Raw genomic sequence first — 16,517 nt, forward strand, 5'->3', positions numbered from 1 at the left:
CTGCCTGGAACGGGAGGTCAGGCGCGGGCGCGTGTGCGGGCGTCGGCGAGTCGGTTCAGGTGGTCCTCGTACGTCTTCGTGTAGTGCGCCGCGCGCGCCGGGTCCGGTTCGACGATCGAGGTCGGGGCCGTCCACACCGCCGTGTCCAGCTCCGTGCCGAAGCGTTGGGCCGCCGCCAGCACCGCGCCGCGTGCGCCGACCTCGCCCTCCATGATCCGGACCGGGCGGCCCAGCACATCGGCGAACAGCCGCATCCAGGCGGGGGAACGGGTGCCGCCGCCGCACAGGGCGAGGGTGCCGGTGAGGCCCGCGGCCTCCAGGCAGTGCCGGGCGGCGAAGCCGATGCCCTCGCAGACGGCGCGGATCAGATCGGCGGGGGTCGTCTCCAGGGACACGCCGGTGAACTCGGCGCGCAGCCGGGGTTCGACGAACGGGGCGCGTTCGCCGGACGGGGCGAAGTAGGGGAGCACCCGGACCCCGTTCGCGCCGGGCGGGGTGGTGGCGAGCAGCGCGTCGACCTCCGTGTGGCGTACGCCGGTGGTGGTCAGGACCCAGTCCAGGGCGGCGGTGCCGACCATCGCGGGCATGGCGCGCAGCCAGTGGCCGGGGCGGTCGGTGGAGATGTGCAGCCCCGCCGGTTCGCCGTCCAGGGCGAGCCGTTCCGTGGCCACCAGCGCGGCCAGGCAGGTGCCGACGATCAGGAGTCCGTCGCCGGGGCGGGTGACGCCCGCGCCGAGCGCGCAGGCCGGCAGGTCGTACGGGCCGTTGGAGATCGGTAATCCGGAGGGGAGCTCGGCGGTGGCGACCGGGTCGCTGACCGGGGCGAGGAGCGAGGACCGGTGGGTGAGGCCGAGCGCGGCCACGATGTCCGGGGCGTACGCGCGGGTCATCGGGTCCAGGAACGGCGTCGACGCGTCGGAGACATCCGTGGCCCGGACCCCCGTCAGTCGCTGGAACACCATGTCCTTGCAGTACAGGGCGGTCGTCGCGGCGTCGAGCGAGGCAGGTTCGTGCCGGTCGAGCCAGGCCAGTACCGGGCCCGGACAGCCCGGGAACATCGCGCTGCCGGTGCGCCGGTAGACGGACTCGAAGACCCCGGACGCCAGCCAGGCGTCGACCAGCTCATGGGCCCGGCCGTCCATCCAGGAGATCGCCTTGCGGACCGGCCGGCCCGCCGCGTCGACCAGCCAGACGCCGTCGCCCTGGCCGGTGAGGCCGACGAACGCCACCCCGTCGGAGCCGAGCGCGGCCAGCACCTCGCCGACCGCCCCGTACACCTCGTCCATGTCCTGCTCCACGCAGCCGCCGTGGATCGCCAGCCCCACCGGGCGGGACTCGACCGCCAGCGTGCGGCCCAGCGGGTCGAAGGCCGCCGCCTTCACCACGGACGTGCCGACGTCGACGCCGATGTAGCGCGGCTCGCTTCCGCTTCCGGTCATCGTCACGGCTCCTCTCAGAGGGCGTGGGCGAGCGGTTCGCCCCGCACATAGCGCGCCACCTCGGCGGCCGCGATCCGGGCCGCCTTCTGCGCGACGGCCCGGCTGGCCCCCGCCACATGCGGGGTCATCAGAAGGTGCGGGGTACGGAAGAGCCGCGAGCCGGGCGGGGGCGGCTCCTGCTCGTACGTGTCGAGCGCCGCGGCCCGCAGCTGCCCCGAGTCCAGCGCGTCGCAGAGCGCCTCCGTGTCCAGCAGCCCGCCCCGGGCCGCGTTCACCAGCACCGCACCGCGCGGCAGCAGCGCCAGTTCACGGGCGCCGATGAGATGCCGGGACTCCGGGGTGAGCCTGGCGTGCAGGGTGAGGACGCGCGAGCGGGCCAGCAGCGCCTCCAGCGAGCCGGCCCGCATGCCGTGGACGTCGCCGCGCACATACGGGTCGTACACCTCGACCTCGGCGCCGAACGCGGAGAGCACCCGCGCCACCCGGCTGCCCACCGCGCCGTAGCCGATCAGCCCGACCGGGGTGTCCTCCAGCTCCAGGCCGCAGTTCTCGTAGGTGTAGTGGGAGGCGTCCCAGCGGCCGTCCACGGCGAGGGAGCGGTGTGCCTCGGGGATGCGGCGCAGCGCGGAGAGGATCAGCCCGACGGTGAACTCGGCGGTGGCCGCCGCGTTGCGCCCCGGCGCGAAGCACACCCGTACGCCCCGGGCGCGTGCCGCGGCGGCGTTCACATTGACCGGGCCGCCCCGGCAGACCACGATCAGCCGCAGATCGGGGGCGGCGGCCAGCACCCGCTCCGTGAACGGGCCCATCTGCGTCACGCACACCTCCACCCCGTCCAGGGCGGCGATCAGCGCGTCCTCGACATCGCTCGCCTCGTCGACCTCGGCGACCTTGCCGAAGGGTTCCAGGGGCCAGGGCAGGGTGAGTTCGCCGAGCTGCGGCTCCGTGCCGAGCGGGTCCAGCGCCCGGTGCAGGGCGTCGGCGAGCAGGGAGTTGCGGACGAAGTGGTCACCGGCGAGCAGAATCCTCGTCGCGGGGCGGTTGCTCTCGGGGCGGACCGTCTCGGGGCGGGTCATCGCAGAGCGTCTCCTGTCTGGGCGTCGAAGACATGGATGTGCCGGGGACCGGCGGTGATGCGTACGGTGTCGCCCCGGTCGAGCCGTACCTCCGGACCGGTCACGACGACCAGCGGCTCCGCCACCCCGTCGAGCGACAGCGTGGCGATGCCGGATTCCAGCAGGGGTTCGTGGGCGGCGACCCGGGCCCGTGCACCAGTGTCGTCCAGGCGGAGGTCCTCCGGGCGGATCCCGAGCACCACCGCGCGTCCCGCCGCGATCCGGTGCGGTACGGGGATGCGTACGGAGTCCGAGAGGCGCACCACGCCAGGTCCGTCGGCCGTGCCCGGCAGCAGGTTGATGGCCGGCTCCCCGACGAAGTCGGCGACGAACAGGTTCGCCGGGGCGTCGTAGATCTCCTCGGGCGTGCCGAGCTGCTGGATCCCGCCGTCCCGCATCACCGCGATCCGGTCGGCGAGCGACAGCGCCTCCTCCTGGTCGTGCGTGACGAGGATGGCGGTGTGTCCGCTGTCGCGCTGGATGCGTTTCAACTCGCGCCGGGTGGTGTCCCGCTGGGCGGCGTCGAGATGGGAGAGCGGCTCGTCGAGGAGGAGGACGTCGGGGGAGCGGATCAGGGCGCGGGCCAGGGCGACGCGCTGCTTCTGGCCGCTGGAGAGCCCGGCCGGGCGGGCGTCCAGGAGGCCGGTGATCCCGATGCGTTCGGCCATCCGGGCGACCCGGCGGCGGATCTCGGCCCGGCCGCACCCGCCCCGGGCGGCGAGTCCGAAGCCGAGGTTCTCCGCGACCGTCAGCGGCGGATACAGCGCGTAGTTCTCGAACGCCACCCCGATGTTGCGCCGCCGGGCCGGGAGCGCGACCACCGACGAGCCGCCGATCAGGATGTCGCCGCCGGTGACCGTCTCCAGCCCGGCGATCATCCGCAGGGTCGTGGACTTGCCGCAGCCGGACGGGCCGAGCAGCCCCAGCAGCTCGCCGGAGCGCAGCTCGACGTCGAGGGACCGGACGGCCTCGACGGCGGCCCGGCCCCGCCCGGCGTAGGTCTTGCGCAGAGCGCGCAGGGCCAGTTCAGTCATCCGTGATCGCCGCCTCGCGCTCACCCGTCATCGGACTCACCCGCCACCGCCGCATCGCGCTCACCCGTCATCGCAGTCACCCGTCATCGCGGTCCTCCGCTCCGGAGTCCCGGCCGGTGCCGCACACCTCGTAGGGCACCTTGTGTTCGTCGAGCTCGCGCAGCGCCTGCGGGGATGCCCCGTCGTCGACCAGCAGCAGATCGAAGCGGGAGAGCGGGGCGAGCCGGTGCAGGGCGACCCGGCCCAGCTTCGAGTGGTCCAGGAGCAGCACATTGCGGCTCGCCGAGTCGAGCATCGCCCGCTTCACGGAGATGATGTGCTGCTCCTGGTGGTAGGCGAAGCCGCCGGACACGGCGGAGGTGGAGGTGAAGCAGATGTCGACCTGGAGCGACTGCACCGCCTCCACGCACGAGACGCCGAGGAAGGAGGAGTGCAGCGGGTCGAAGTCCCCGCCCAGGCCCATCAGATGGATGCCGCGTTCCTGGGACAGCAGATTGATCGCCTCCAGGAAGTTGGTGACGACGGTCAGCGGGGTGATGGAGCGCAGCCGGCGCGCTATCTCCAGCGTGGACGTCGAGTCGTCGAGCATCACCGCCATCCCCGGCTCTATGAGCTTCAGGGCCCGTTCGGCGACGGCCGCCTTCTCGGCCCGCATCGACTTCAGCCGGTAGGAGACGTTCGACTCGAAGACGCCGGACGGCTGGGCGGTGACGCCGCCGCGGAACTTGCGGACGATGCCCTGCCGTTCCAGCTCGTCCAGATCGCGGTGGATGGTCATCAGGCTGACATCGAAGCGCTCCGCCAGTTCGGCGGCGCTCACCTCGCCCTGGGCGAGGACGTACTCGGATATGGATGCCTGGCGCGGGGCGGGGCCCCGCTGCGGAACGTTGCTCACGTGCTGATCCTTCGTCCTGGACGTGCCGGCCGGTCGGCCTCGAACAGCAGCAGACTCTCAGGCCGCAACGAGAGCCGTACCGGATGGTCGGGCCCGAGACCGGCCGCCTCGGCGCGCGGGGCGACGAGGGACAGCTGCTGCCCGCCGATCCGGACGGTGACCTCGGTGGCCCGGCCCAGCAGCTCGGTGACATGGACGGCGCCCGTCAGCTCCAGGCCGGGGGCCCCACCACCGGTCCGCTCCGGGCCGGGTCCGCCGCCGGTCCGCTCCGGGGCCGGGGGCCCGCCGCCGGTACGACCCGGCCCACCGATCCCGATGTCCCGGGGCCGTACGCCCAGTTGGACGGCGGTGCCGGGCGCCGCGGGCACCGCCAGCGGCAGCTCGTACGCCCCGTCCGGCGACCGGAAGTGCCCCTCGGGCGTCACCGTGCCCGGCAGCAGATTGATCCGCGGCCGGCCGAACGACCGGGCGACGAAGGTGTCGTACGGGCGGTGCCACAGCTCCTCGCGGGTCCCGGTCTGCACCATCCGGCCGTCCCTGATCACCCCGATCCGGTCGCCGAGCGCCAGCGCCTCCACCGAGTCATGGGTGACGTACAGCGTGGTCGTGCGCCGCACCGCACCGATCGCCCGCAGCTCCGCGCGCATCGCCTGCCGCAGCTTCGCGTCCAGGTGCGACAGCGGCTCGTCCAGCAGGAACGCCCTGGCCGGCCGCACCAGCACCCGGCCGAGCGCCACCCGCTGCCGCTGGCCGTTGGAGAGCCGGCCCACCGGACGGTCCAGCAGGGCGCCGATACCGAGGAGCTCGGCGATCTCCCCGATCCGCTCGCGCGCCTGGTCCGCGGGGAGGCGGTGGCGCGGCGAGCGGAGCGGGGAGGCGAGATTGTCGTACGCGGTGCGGTGCGGGTAGAGCGCGTACGACTCGAAACACATGGCCACGCCCCGGTCGTAGGGCTCCACGCCCGCCATGTCCGCCCCGCCCAGCTCGACCGTCCCGGCCTGCGGCTGCTCCAGGCCCGCGATCGTCTTGAGCGTGGTCGTCTTCCCGGCGCCGGACGGGCCGAGCAGACAGAAGAACTCGCCCTCCGCCACCTCCAGGTCCAGGCCGTCGAGCGCGGTGTTCCTCCCGTACCGCTTGCTGACCCCGCGCAGCGCGATGGCCGCCTGGGCGGTCATGACTTCACCGCCCCGAACGACAGGCCGCGCACCAGATACCGCTGGATGGTGAGCGCCAGCAGCAGCGGCGGGACCACCGAGACCAGGGCCGCCGCGGCCGTCAGGTTGTACTTGGGCCGGTCGCCACCGAGGAAGGACAGCGCGCCGACCGTCACCGTCTGCGCGTTCGACGAGGTGAGGATCAGCGGGAAGACGAAGTTGTTCCACGCGAAGATGAACGCCAGCAGCGAGACGGCCGCGATCCCCGGCTTCACCAGCGGCAGCGCGACCCTGAAGAAGGCCTGTTTACGGGTGTAGCCGTCCAGCAGCGCCGCCTGCTCCAGCTCGGGGGAGAGATCGGAGAAGTACGACCGCATGATCCAGACGATCAGCGGGAGCGTCACCAGTTGCAGCACCCACACCACGCCGACGTAGGTGTCGAAGAGCCCGAGCTTCTGGTAGAGCACGAACAGCGGGATGATCACGGTGAGTTCGGGGGCGAAGCGGAACGAGAGCAGGGTGAACATCAGGTTCTCCGAGCCGCAGAACCGCCACCGCGCGGCGGCGTACGCGGCGGGCAGCCCGATCACCAGCGACAGCGCGACGGCCCCCAGCGACACGACGAGGCTGTTCACGAAGAACCGGACGAACGGCACCCCCTGGTCGTCCCCGGCACCCAGCACCGTGCGGTACGAGTCGAGGGTCGGGGTGAACGAGAAGTACGTGCTGAACAGCTCGTTCGTCGGCTTCAGCGACAGGATCACCATCCAGACGACCGGGAACAGCGCGAAGACGAAATAGGCGATCAGCGCCAGGTCGGCGGCGGCGGAGAGCAGTTTGCGCTTCATCGGGGCACCTCCGCCGCCCGGTTCTGGATCCGGCCCAGATAGCGCACCAGCACCATCGTGACCAGGTAGACCACGGCCCACAGCACGATCATGTAGCTGATCCCGAACGAGTAGCGCTGGAAGCGGATCGCCTCCAGATAGGCCCGGATCTGGAGCACCATCGTCGAGTCGCCGGGCCCGCCCTCGGTCAGCGCGTAGATGATGTCGAAGACCTTCAGCGAGTCCATGAACCGGAAGATCACGGCCACCAGGACGTACGGCCAGAGCATCGGCAGGGTCAGGCGCCGGAAGGTGAACCACCAGCCCGCCCCGTCGACGGCCGCCGCCTCGAACGGCGAGGCGGGCAGCGAGCGCAGACCGGCCAGCGCCAGGATCGCGACGAACGGGGTGTAGACCCACATGTCCACGGTGATCGACGAGAGCAGCGCGCCCGTCGGGGTGTCCGTCCACTGCACACCGCCGAGGCCGAACGGCTCCAGGAGGTGGTTGATGACCCCGACCGACGGCTGGAGCATCAGCTTCCACATGATCGCGGCGATCACCGGCGCGATCATCAGCGGAAGGATCAGGATCTTCTCCAGCACCCGCCCGACCAGGCTCGACCGGTGCAGCAGCAGCGCCACGGCCACCCCGAGCACCGTCTCGACCGCCGCCGCGCCGACCGCGTACGCCACCGTCACCCGCGCCGAGTCCCAGAACGCGGGCTGGGTGAGGATCCGCCGGTAGTTCCCGAGGCCCACCAGGTCCGGCTGCGGCTTGCTCGCCGCGAAGTCGAACACCGTGTAGTAGAGGCCGAGCCCGAACGGGTAGAGGATGCCGCCGGTCAGCAGCAGCGCGGGCACGATCAGCAGATACGGCCGCAGCGAGCGGCGCCACGCGGGCACCGCCCGTACCGCCCGCTTCCCGTTGGCCTCCTCCGTCCCGGCGGCCGCCCCGTGGTCGGCCACCGGCGCGGGGGCCGTGCGTCCCGGCACCGGTCAGCCGACCTTCGACGCCAGGTCGCCGGCCAGGCCGTTCAGCACCGACGAGGCGTTCTTCCCGCCGTAGATCTCCTGGAGCGCGGCGGCCCAGCTGGTCGTCGCGTCGAAGAACTGCTCCTGCGGGGTGAACTGGATCCGCGTCCGGTCGACGACCGCCTCGAAGGTCTCGATGAACCCCGGGAAGCCCCGCATCTTGTCCTTGTACGCGGCGTCCTGGCCGATCGACTTCCGCACCGGGTCGATGTGGCTGTACTCGATCGCGGCCTTGCGCAGGTGCTCCTTGCCGGTCGCCCACTGGAGGAACAGCCAGGCGGCGGACTTGTCGCGGCTCCTGGCGTTCATGCCGAGCGACCAGATCCACATATTGGTGTCGAGCGAGCCGCCGGGGCCCTGGGGGCCGGGGTGGAAGGCGATCTTCCCGGAGGCGGGGGAGGCCCCCTTCACCGCCTGGAAGTAGGCGGCGGTGTCCGCGTCGAAGAGCATCCCCGCCTTCTTCGCCCCGAGGTCGCTGGAGCACTGGTACCAGGTGTACGAGGTCCAGGACGGCGGCCCGCCCTTCCTCACCATCTCCGCCCAGTCCCGGGTGAACGCGATCGCCTCCGGGGAGTTCATCGCGGGCTTCACCTTCCCGCCCTCGACCGTGAAGTCCTTCAGGCCGTTGCGGGCGTACATCGTCATGAAGCCGGGATGGATCGTCGCCCAGCTGCGCGAGCCGCGCACCGCGACCCCGTACATCCCGTCGAAGCCCGCCCCCGGCGCCCGGCGGGTGATCGCCCCGGCGACCTCGCGCAGCTCGTCGAAGGTCTCGGCGGGCTTCAGGCCCAGCTTCCGGAACACCTCGGTGTTGTACGCGACGACATTGGTCTCCCAGCCCCACGGCAGCGCGTACTGCCCGCCCCGCCCGAGCGGCGCGCCCGCCTTCAGCGACCACTGGTCGGCCGCGAGGAGGTTGGGGAAGAAGTCCTCCTGGTCCCAGTCGGGACCGGTGGCCGAGGAATTGCGCATCCACGGGCCGAGATCCTCCAGCCAGCCCGGCGGCCCGTACTGCCACACCATGTACGCGCCGAGCATGAACACGTCGTAGGAGGCGCGTCCGCTGGAGAGGTCGACGGTGAGCTTGTCGAAGTAGTTGTCCTCGGGGAAGACGTCGTACTCGACCTTGATCCCGGTCTTCCCGGTGAACGCCTTCAGGTCGGCGATCAGCGCGTCGGTGTACGGGTGTTTGTTGAGCAGCGCCTTGACCGTTCTGCCCTCGGCCCGCTTCCAGTCGAAGGAGCCGGTCACGTCGTCGGCGGCGGAGCCGTCGCTCTTGGTCCCGCCGCCGAAGCCCGTGCCGCAGGCGGTCAGCAGCGGGGCGGCGGACGCGGCCGTGGCCGCGCCGAGGGCGAGGAACCGCCGCCGGTCGTGCGCGTGCATGTCCATCCGTGACCTCCACGGTCCGGCCGGAGATGGGTGGGGGCGTTCACACGTTGAATCGACTGGTTAACAGAGCTTGGAACAACGGAAGTTGGCCGTCAATCCCTCGCGCAACGGAAATTCTCGGTGCAGAGTGAGAACTTCACAGAGGGGACCGATATGTGGATGGGCATCGATCTCGGCACGCAGAGCGTCCGGGCGGTGGTGGCAGGAGACCGCGGCGAGATCCTCGGCAGCGGCTCGGCCCCGCTCACGGGCAGACGTGATGGCGTACGGCATGAGCAGCGGCCCGCCGACTGGTGGACGGCCGTGTGCGCGGCCACCCGGCAGGCGCTGCGCGACTGCCCCGCCCCGCGTGCGCTCGCCGTCTGCGCCACCTCCGGCACCGTGCTGCTCGGCGACCGGGAGGGGCGGCCGCTGACCCCGGGGGTGATGTACGACGACGGGCGGGCCGTCGCGGAGGCGGCCAGGGCGAAGGCCCCGCCGAGCTGGGCGCTGCCCAAGGTGATGTGGCTGCTGACGGAGTACGGGGGAGGGGCGGGCGACGCCGTACGGGTGATGCACCAGGCCGATCTGGTCCTGGCCCGGCTCGCCGGGACGCCGCTGCCCACCGATTCCAGCCATGCCCTGAAGACCGGCTACGACCTGGAGCGGGACGACTGGCCGCGGCGGAGGTTCGGGAGGCTGGGCCTGCCCGACGGGCTGTTCCCGGACGTGGTGCGGCCGGGCACCAGGATCGGTGAGGTGGGGCGGGTGGCGGCGGAGGAGACCGGGATCCCGGCGGGCACCGCCATCGTGGCCGGGATGACGGACGGGTGCGCGGCGCAGCTCGCCTCCGGCTCGCTCAACGTCGGCTCCTGGAACGCGGTGCTCGGCACGACGCTGGTCCTCAAGGGGGTCACCTCGTCCCCGGTCGAGGACCCGGCCGGGGTCGTCTACAACCATCGCGCGCCGGACGGGAGCTGGCTGCCGGGCGGGGCCTCCGGGGTCGGCGGCGGGGTGCTGACGGCCGCCTTCCCGGCGGTGGACCCGATCCGCATGGACGCGCTGGCCCGCGCCCACGAGCCGGCGCGGGTGGTGGCGTATCCGCTGGTGGCGACGGGGGAGCGGTTCCCCTTCGTGGCACCGGAGGCCACCGGGTTCCTGCTCGGCGAGCCCGCCTCCGAGGCCGAGCACTGGCTGGCCCTGCTGACCGGCGTGGGCCTGGTCGAACGGCTCTGCTTCGACTACCTCGACCTGCTCGGCGCCCAGAACCACGGTCGGCTCACCCTCACCGGCGGCGCGGCCCGCAGCGGCTACTGGAGCCGGCTGCGCGCCGACATCCTGGGCCGGCCCGTGGCCATCCCGCGGTACAGCGAGCCCGCCCTCGGCATGGCGATCCTCGCCGCGTACGGGGCAGGGCCCGGGACCAGCCTGATCAGGACGGCGGGTGCGATGGTGCGGCTGCGCCACGTGCTGCACCCGCACCCGGTGCGCACGGCGTGGTACACCGAGCCGTACCTCACTCTGGTGGACGAACTGGAGCGACGCGGCTGGCTCCCCGGCCCGGTCGCCGCCCACGCCCGGACCCGAACGGAGCGGCCATGACGCCCCGGAACGGGACCCGGAACCGAACCCGAACTCGAACTCGAACTCGAACGGAGAGACCATGACCAGGAGCCCGGCCACCCTGCTGCTCGCCCGTCACGGGCAGACCGTCTGGCACGCGGAGAACCGCTACGCCGGGGTGAGCGACATCGCCCTCACCGACGAGGGCCGCCGCCAGGCCCGGCAGCTGGGCGACTGGGCGGCCCGGAACGGCGTCGACGCGATCTGGACGTCCACGCTCAGCCGGGCGATCGAGACCGCGCGCCCCGCGTGCGAGGCGCTCGGCCTCACCCCCCGGCGCGCACACGAGCTGCGCGAATGCGACTTCGGCGAGGTGGAGGGGCGCACCCTGGCGGAATTCGCGGCCGGGCAGCCGGAGCGGGCCCGGGAGTACCGCGCCGACCCGGTGGCCCATCCCTTTCCCGGGGCCGAGGACCCCCGGGCCGCGGCGGCCCGGGGAGCGGCGGCGCTGCGCCGGATCGCGGCGGGGCATCCGGGGCAGCGGGTGCTGGTCGTCGCGCACAACACCCTGCTGCGGCTGGTCCTGTGCGAACTGCTGTCGATCCCGCTGGGCGCCTACCGCCGGGTCTTCCCCCGGCTGCTGAACGGGGCGGTGAGCGAGCTGAGGATCGGGGAGCAGGGCGGTGCGCTGCTCTCCCTCAACGTGCCCTGCGCGCCGGACACGCTCAACGTGCCCTGCGCGCCGGAGGCTCCCGGCGCCCCCGGAGCCCCGGACGCGCCCCCCGTACCGGGCGTCAGCCCTTGACGGACGCCGCCCGCCGCTGCCGTACGACACCGACGGCGCAGAGCACCAGGGTCATCGCGCCGGTCGCCACCAGCTGGTCACGGGTGTCCGGCTGGCGGAGCATCAGGAAGAAGATGCCTGCCATGGCGAGGAGCGCCACCACCGTCAGGAACGGGAAGAACCACATCCGTACCACCAGCAGCTCCGGCGCCACGCGCTCCAGCCGGGTGCGCAGGATCAGATGGGAGACGGCGATGAAGATCCAGACGACCAGGATCACCGCGCCGATCATGTTGAGCAGCCACGGGAACACGTCGTCGGGGCGCCAGTAGCTGAGCAGCACGCACAGGAAGCCGAACACGGACGAGACCAGGACCGCGGTGCGCGGGACGCCCGAGGAGATCCGGCCGAGCCGCTTCGGGCCCTGGCCGCGGCCGACCAGCGAACAGGCCATCCGCGAGGCGCCGTAGATGTTGGCGTTCATCGCGGAGAGCAGGGCGATCAGGATGACCACGTTCATGATCTCGGCCGCGCCGCTGATGCCGAGGTGGTCCAGGGCCGCGTAGAACGGGCCGACCTCCACGACCTTCGGGTCGTCCCACGGGACGAGGGTGACGACGACCGCCATCGAGCCGACGTAGAAGAGCGCGATCCGCCACATCGCCGTCCGCACGGCCCTGGCGACCCCCTGCACCGGGTTCTCGGACTCGGCCGCGGCGATGGTGACGGTCTCCAGACCGCCGTACGCGAAGACGGAGGCGAGCAGTCCGATCACCAGGCCCTCGGAGCCGTTCGGCAGGAAGCCGCCCTCACCGCTGAGATTCGCGGTGCCGGGGGCCTCCGTACCGGGCAGCACGCCCAGGATCGCCAGTACGCCGAGGACCAGGAAGAGCGAGATCGCCACGACCTTGAGGGCGGCGAACCAGAACTCGAACTCGCCGAACTTCGTCACCGAGGCCAGGTTGGTGCCCAGGAAGACCACCATGAACAGCGCGACCCAGGCCCACTCCGGGGTGCCGGGCAGCCAGCCGGTGACGATCTTCGCGGCGCCGATGCCCTCCAGGCCGACGGCGACACAGAGCAGCACCCAGAAGGCCCAGCCCGCGGTGAACCCCGCCCACGGCCCGATCGCCCGCTCCGCGTGCACGGAGAAGGAGCCGGAGGCCGGGTTCGCCGCCGACATCTCGCCGAGCATGCGCATCACGAGCATGACCAGCAGCCCGGAGACGGCGTACGCGACGATGATCGACGGTCCGGCGGCGGCGATGCCCGCGCCCGAGCCGACGAAGAGTCCGGCGCCGATGACACCGCCGAGGGCGATCATCGACAGATGGCGCTGCTTGAGCCCGTGGGTGAGAGCCGAATCGGCCCCGGCGTCGGAGACGGCGGCCGGGGAGCCGGTGGGGGGAGACACGGAATTCCGCGACATGAACAAGCTCTGTTCGGTAGGTGATACGTGGGGGGACGTGCGCGGACAGTCTGGGCACGCGCCCCGGCGACGGGGAACCGTTGTCCGCTATACGGGCACGATGCTCACACAAGGTGCACACCCGGACACGGGGAGGGCGCCGCCGGCCGATCCGGGCCGGAGCCGGTACGGAGTCGGCAGGGGGCCCGTGTGGAATTGGTGAGACCCTACAGTCCCTCCCGGTGGCGCTTCCCCGCCGAATCCGAGCCGCTCCGCCCCCACCTCAGTGACGAGTGTCACGCCACCGCGTGATTGCGTACCGGCCTTTGTGTGAACCCCACCAAGGCCTCGGTCGTCGCTTTGTGGGCCACGGATGGTGATCGGGCGTTAACCCGTGGGCTAACGTCGGCCTCAGTCTGTCCCCCACCTGCCCTCACCCCCGCGGAGTCCCGATGAGCACTGCTGCCGCCGCCCCTGCCCGCACCGGAGCGGTCCTCGCCGACCTGCTGCCCGCCGCCAGGCACCGTTACGCCGTCGACACGGCCCTGGTCCTCGGTGGCGCCGCGCTCACCGGCATCGCCGCCCAGATCGCCGTGCCGGTCCCCGGCTCCCCGGTCCCGGTCACCGGCCAGACCTTCGCCGCGCTCCTCGTCGGCACCGCGCTCGGTGCCCGCCGCGGCTTCCTCTCCCTCGCGGTGTACGCGCTGGTGGGCATGGCGGGCCTGCCGTGGTTCTCCGAGGGCGCCTCCGGAATGGGCTTCCCCTCCTTCGGCTACGTCCTCGGCATGCTGCTCGCCGCCTCCGTGGTCGGCGGCCTCGCCCGGCGCGGCGGCGACCGCTCCATGCTGCGCACCGCGGGCACGATGGTGCTGGGCTCCGCGATCATCTACGCGGTCGGCGTCCCGTACCTGGCACTGGTCACCGGCATGTCGGCGAGCGCCGCGATCGCGGCCGGCCTGGTGCCGTTCCTGCTCGGCGACGCGCTGAAGGCGGCGCTGGCCATGGGCGCGCTGCCTGCCGCCTGGAAGCTCATCGGCCGCCGGGGCTGACGCCGTAACTCCCCCCGAAGAGGCTCGCCGGGTCGTGACGCGACACCAGACCGGCGAGCCTCCGCCGTGTCCGCGCGTCGTGGAAGCCCTCGGTCCGGTCCCCGCCGCCGAAGGAGAAGTTCAGCGAACGGCCCAGGGCGGCCGGGGCGAGCCCCTCGGCGGCCTCCGCGTACAGGGCCCGTACCGAGGCCACGTCCGTGCCGTCGAGCGGTGAGAGCAGCCGCACCAGGAACCCTGCCTCGCGGTAGGGCACCGCGTTGTCGACGGCGGGCGGTGCGGCGAGCGCGCCGCCCAGGTGGTTGATCTGGACCACGGTCATCATCGGGGCCTTCGGCCCGGTCAGCTCCAGCACCCGTGCGGCGCTCCCCCCGTCCAGATCGCCGAGCACCACGCTGTCGCCGTAATAGGCGTGCGGGAACGGCGGATCGCTGTGAATGGTGTGGCTGTCGGTGTACGGCATCTCCCGCAGCGAGTCCGCGAGCACGGGCCCGATCGCCCGCAGCGGCGCCACCAGCCGCTCGCCCTCGGCCGCGCTGCCGGTGTACGCGACCCGCACCGAGACCACGTACCGCCCTCGCAGCGGCTCCGGCAGCTGGGGCATGTCGGGGTACTGGAGCGCCGCCAGCGAGGACGTCACCGTGTCGGGCAGGGTCCCGGCCCACTCCAGATAGCGGCCGGCCACCTCGGTGGCGCTCGTCCCGGCCGCCTCCCCGTCGAAGGCGACCGAGCCGCCGTACAGCCGCGCGGCCCCGACCAGGCCGATCTCCATGCCGGTCACCACGCCGAGGCGGTGGCCGCCGCCGCGCAGCGCCCAGAAGAGCTCGGGCTCGCTGTCCGGGGAGACGTGGCGCGGCACCCCGTCGGCCGTCACCACGTCGAGCGCGCGCACCTGGTCGGCCGCGTAGCCGAACTCCCTGGCCAGCACCCCCAGCCCGCCGCCGAGTGTGTAGGAGACCGCGCCGACCGACGGGGACGAACCGTTGAGCGGGGCGAGCCCGTGCGGTGCGGCGGCCTCGATCACCTGCGCCCAGGTGGTGCCCGCGCCGATCCGGGCGGTGCGGCGGACCGGGTCGATCACGACGGAGTCCATCCGGCGGGTGCTGATCAGGACCCCGCCCTCGACGGCCCCGGGCAGCCCGTGGCCGGTGGCGTGGACATGGACCCGCAGTCCGCGCGCGGCGGCGTGGGCCACGGCGGTCCGTACGTCGTCGGCGTGGGCGGCCTCGACGACCAGGTCGGGCCGGACCGCGAAACCGGTCTGGAAACCGGCGGGGGCAGGGGCGGTGGTCATGGAAAGGCTCTCCGATCGCTCGCTCGATGGCGTTGCGGGGAGAGCCTTTCCGGTAAACCTGACAACGGCCGTCAGGTATGGGTGGGCGTTTTCGCGGCCGTGCCGTTCCTGCGGTTCCTGGCCTCGCGGACCAGCGAGACGGCCACCACCAGCGCCGCGACGAGCAGCGAGAGGAGCACCTGCTCGCGCCCGCTGTCGTCGGTGAGCATGTAGACCAGGACGAACGAGATCATCGCGATGGTCGCCCAGGTCAGGTACGGGAAGAGCCACATCCGTACGACCAGCTTCTCCGGCGACTCGCGCAGGATCATGCCGCGCATCCGCAGCTGGGTGAAGCAGATGACCAGCCAGACGAACAGGGCGACCGCGCCGGAGGAGTTCAGCAGGAACTGGAAGACGGTGTCGGGCCACTGGTAGTTGAAGAACACCGCGACGAAGCCGAAGACGACCGAGGACAGGATGGCCGCCTGCGGCACGCCCCGCTTGTTCGTCCGGGCGAACGCCTTCGGCGCGTCCCCGCGGCCGCCGAGCGAGAAGGCCATCCGCGAGGCGGTGTAGAGGCCGGAGTTCAGGCACGACAGCACGGCGGTGAGGACGATGACGTTCATGACCTGGCCGGCGTGCGGGATGCCGATGGAGTTCAGGGCGGCGACATAGCTGCCGTCCTTCACGATCGACGGGTCGTTCCACGGCAGCAGGGTGAGCACGACGAGGATCGAGCCCAGGTAGAAGACCGCGATCCGCCAGATCACGCTGTTGGTGGCCTTCTGGACGGCGCGCTGCGGGTTCTCGGACTCACCGGCGGCGAGGGTGACGATCTCGCTGCCCATGAAGGAGAAGACGACCATCAGCACACCGGTGAGGATCGCGCCCGGCCCCTCGGGGAAGAACCCGCCGCTGTCGGTGAGGTGCGCGAAGCCCGCGCCGGGGTTGTCCGAGCCGGGCAGCACCCCGAAGACGGCGAGCAGCCCGACGACCACGAAGGCGCCGATCGCCACGACCTTGATCCCGGCGAACCAGAACTCGAACTCGCCGTACGAACCGACCGAGACCAGGTTCGTCGCGGTCAGCACCACCATCACGATCAGCGCCCACGCCCACTGCGGGACGCCCGGCACCCAGCCCTCCAGGATCTTGGCGCCCGCCGTGGCCTCGACGGCGAGCACCACGACCCAGAAGAACCAGTACAGCCAGCCGATCGAGAAACCGGCCCAGCGGCCCAGCGCCTGGTCGGCGTAGGCGGAGAAGGAGCCCGAGCTGGGGCGGGCCGCGGCCATCTCGCCGAGCATCCGCATCACGAAGACGACCATCAGGCCGACCAGGGCGTACGACAGCAGGATGGCCGGTCCCGCGGCGGCGATACCGGCGCCGGAGCCCACGAAGAGGCCCGCGCCGATCACTCCGCCGATGGCGATCATCGAGAGATGACGGTTCTTGAGTCCCGCCTGGAGACCGTCGGAGGAGTGGGGGGAGTCCGGAGTGTCCGGCCCGTTCGACCGGTCCGGCTCGTCGGGCCGGCGGCCCGGCCCGGCCGTAGTCGTCTGCGACGTCATGGA

At 72.2% G+C, this 16,517-nt stretch carries 14 protein-coding genes; 3 read left to right on the plus strand and 11 right to left on the minus strand.

All coding sequences use genetic code 11. The annotated features are described in order from the left end of the window. Positions 1-17 precede the first annotated feature (17 nt). From GA0115234_RS16990 to GA0115234_RS17025, 8 genes are all read right to left on the minus strand, one after another. Positions 18-1,439, minus strand: a complete 1,422-nt coding sequence (locus GA0115234_RS16990) for an FGGY-family carbohydrate kinase (protein ID WP_093542519.1) — start codon at positions 1,437-1,439, stop codon at positions 18-20. Between the two features lie 14 nt (positions 1,440-1,453). Next, complete coding sequence (locus GA0115234_RS16995) at positions 1,454-2,515, minus strand: NAD(P)-dependent oxidoreductase (RefSeq protein ID WP_093542521.1); 1,062 nt, start codon at positions 2,513-2,515, stop codon at positions 1,454-1,456. Further along, complete coding sequence (locus tag GA0115234_RS17000) at positions 2,512-3,588, minus strand: ABC transporter ATP-binding protein (protein ID WP_093542523.1); 1,077 nt, start codon at positions 3,586-3,588, stop codon at positions 2,512-2,514. Before GA0115234_RS17000 ends, GA0115234_RS16995 begins: the two co-directional genes overlap by 4 nt. 76 nt (positions 3,589-3,664) lie before the next feature. Then, complete coding sequence (locus GA0115234_RS17005; RefSeq protein ID WP_256088741.1) at positions 3,665-4,483, minus strand: DeoR/GlpR family DNA-binding transcription regulator; 819 nt, start codon at positions 4,481-4,483, stop codon at positions 3,665-3,667. Then, the gene (locus GA0115234_RS17010; protein WP_093542525.1) at positions 4,480-5,658 is read right to left on the minus strand and encodes an ABC transporter ATP-binding protein; all 1,179 of its coding nucleotides are present in this window, start codon (positions 5,656-5,658) and stop codon (positions 4,480-4,482) included. The genes GA0115234_RS17005 and GA0115234_RS17010 overlap by 4 nt, the downstream gene beginning before the upstream one ends. Beyond that, positions 5,655-6,485, minus strand: a complete 831-nt coding sequence (locus GA0115234_RS17015; protein ID WP_093542527.1) for a carbohydrate ABC transporter permease — start codon at positions 6,483-6,485, stop codon at positions 5,655-5,657. Before GA0115234_RS17015 ends, GA0115234_RS17010 begins: the two co-directional genes overlap by 4 nt. Next, positions 6,482-7,459 (minus strand): carbohydrate ABC transporter permease, encoded by a 978-nt coding sequence (locus GA0115234_RS44135; RefSeq protein WP_305123101.1) that lies wholly within the window; start codon positions 7,457-7,459, stop codon positions 6,482-6,484. Before GA0115234_RS44135 ends, GA0115234_RS17015 begins: the two co-directional genes overlap by 4 nt. Positions 7,460-7,462: 3 nt before the next feature. Continuing rightward, a complete protein-coding gene (locus GA0115234_RS17025; protein WP_093542529.1) occupies positions 7,463-8,887 on the minus strand; it encodes an ABC transporter substrate-binding protein in 1,425 nt (474 codons plus the stop codon). A 153-nt stretch (positions 8,888-9,040) separates the two neighbouring features. Here GA0115234_RS17025 and GA0115234_RS17030 point away from each other — a divergent pair, with 153 nt between their 5' ends. Beyond that, the gene (locus tag GA0115234_RS17030; RefSeq protein WP_093542531.1) at positions 9,041-10,468 is read left to right on the plus strand and encodes an FGGY-family carbohydrate kinase; all 1,428 of its coding nucleotides are present in this window, start codon (positions 9,041-9,043) and stop codon (positions 10,466-10,468) included. Positions 10,469-10,529: 61 nt separating this feature from the next. Beyond that, on the plus strand, positions 10,530-11,234 hold the full coding sequence (locus GA0115234_RS17035) for a histidine phosphatase family protein (protein WP_093542533.1): 705 nt from the start codon (positions 10,530-10,532) through the stop codon (positions 11,232-11,234). On the opposite strand, the gene GA0115234_RS17040 is transcribed toward GA0115234_RS17035, so the two are convergent. After that, complete coding sequence (locus GA0115234_RS17040) at positions 11,224-12,642, minus strand: amino acid permease (protein WP_093542534.1); 1,419 nt, start codon at positions 12,640-12,642, stop codon at positions 11,224-11,226. The two genes, GA0115234_RS17035 and GA0115234_RS17040, sit on opposite strands and share 11 nt — an antisense overlap. Before the next feature lie 431 nt (positions 12,643-13,073). On the opposite strand from GA0115234_RS17040, the gene GA0115234_RS17045 reads away from it, so the two are divergent. Next, entirely contained in the window at positions 13,074-13,670 is a 597-nt protein-coding gene (locus GA0115234_RS17045; RefSeq protein ID WP_093542535.1) for a biotin transporter BioY, read from the plus strand. Here GA0115234_RS17045 and GA0115234_RS17050 read toward each other — a convergent pair. Continuing rightward, a complete protein-coding gene (locus GA0115234_RS17050; protein ID WP_093542537.1) occupies positions 13,651-14,961 on the minus strand; it encodes an FAD-binding oxidoreductase in 1,311 nt (436 codons plus the stop codon). The two genes, GA0115234_RS17045 and GA0115234_RS17050, sit on opposite strands and share 20 nt — an antisense overlap. Before the next feature lie 71 nt (positions 14,962-15,032). Next, entirely contained in the window at positions 15,033-16,514 is a 1,482-nt protein-coding gene (locus tag GA0115234_RS17055; protein WP_093542539.1) for an amino acid permease, read from the minus strand. Positions 16,515-16,517 lie beyond the last annotated feature (3 nt).

This window comes from Streptomyces sp. DvalAA-43 (assembly GCF_900091725.1).
GTDB lineage: Bacteria > Actinomycetota > Actinomycetes > Streptomycetales > Streptomycetaceae > Streptomyces > Streptomyces pulveraceus.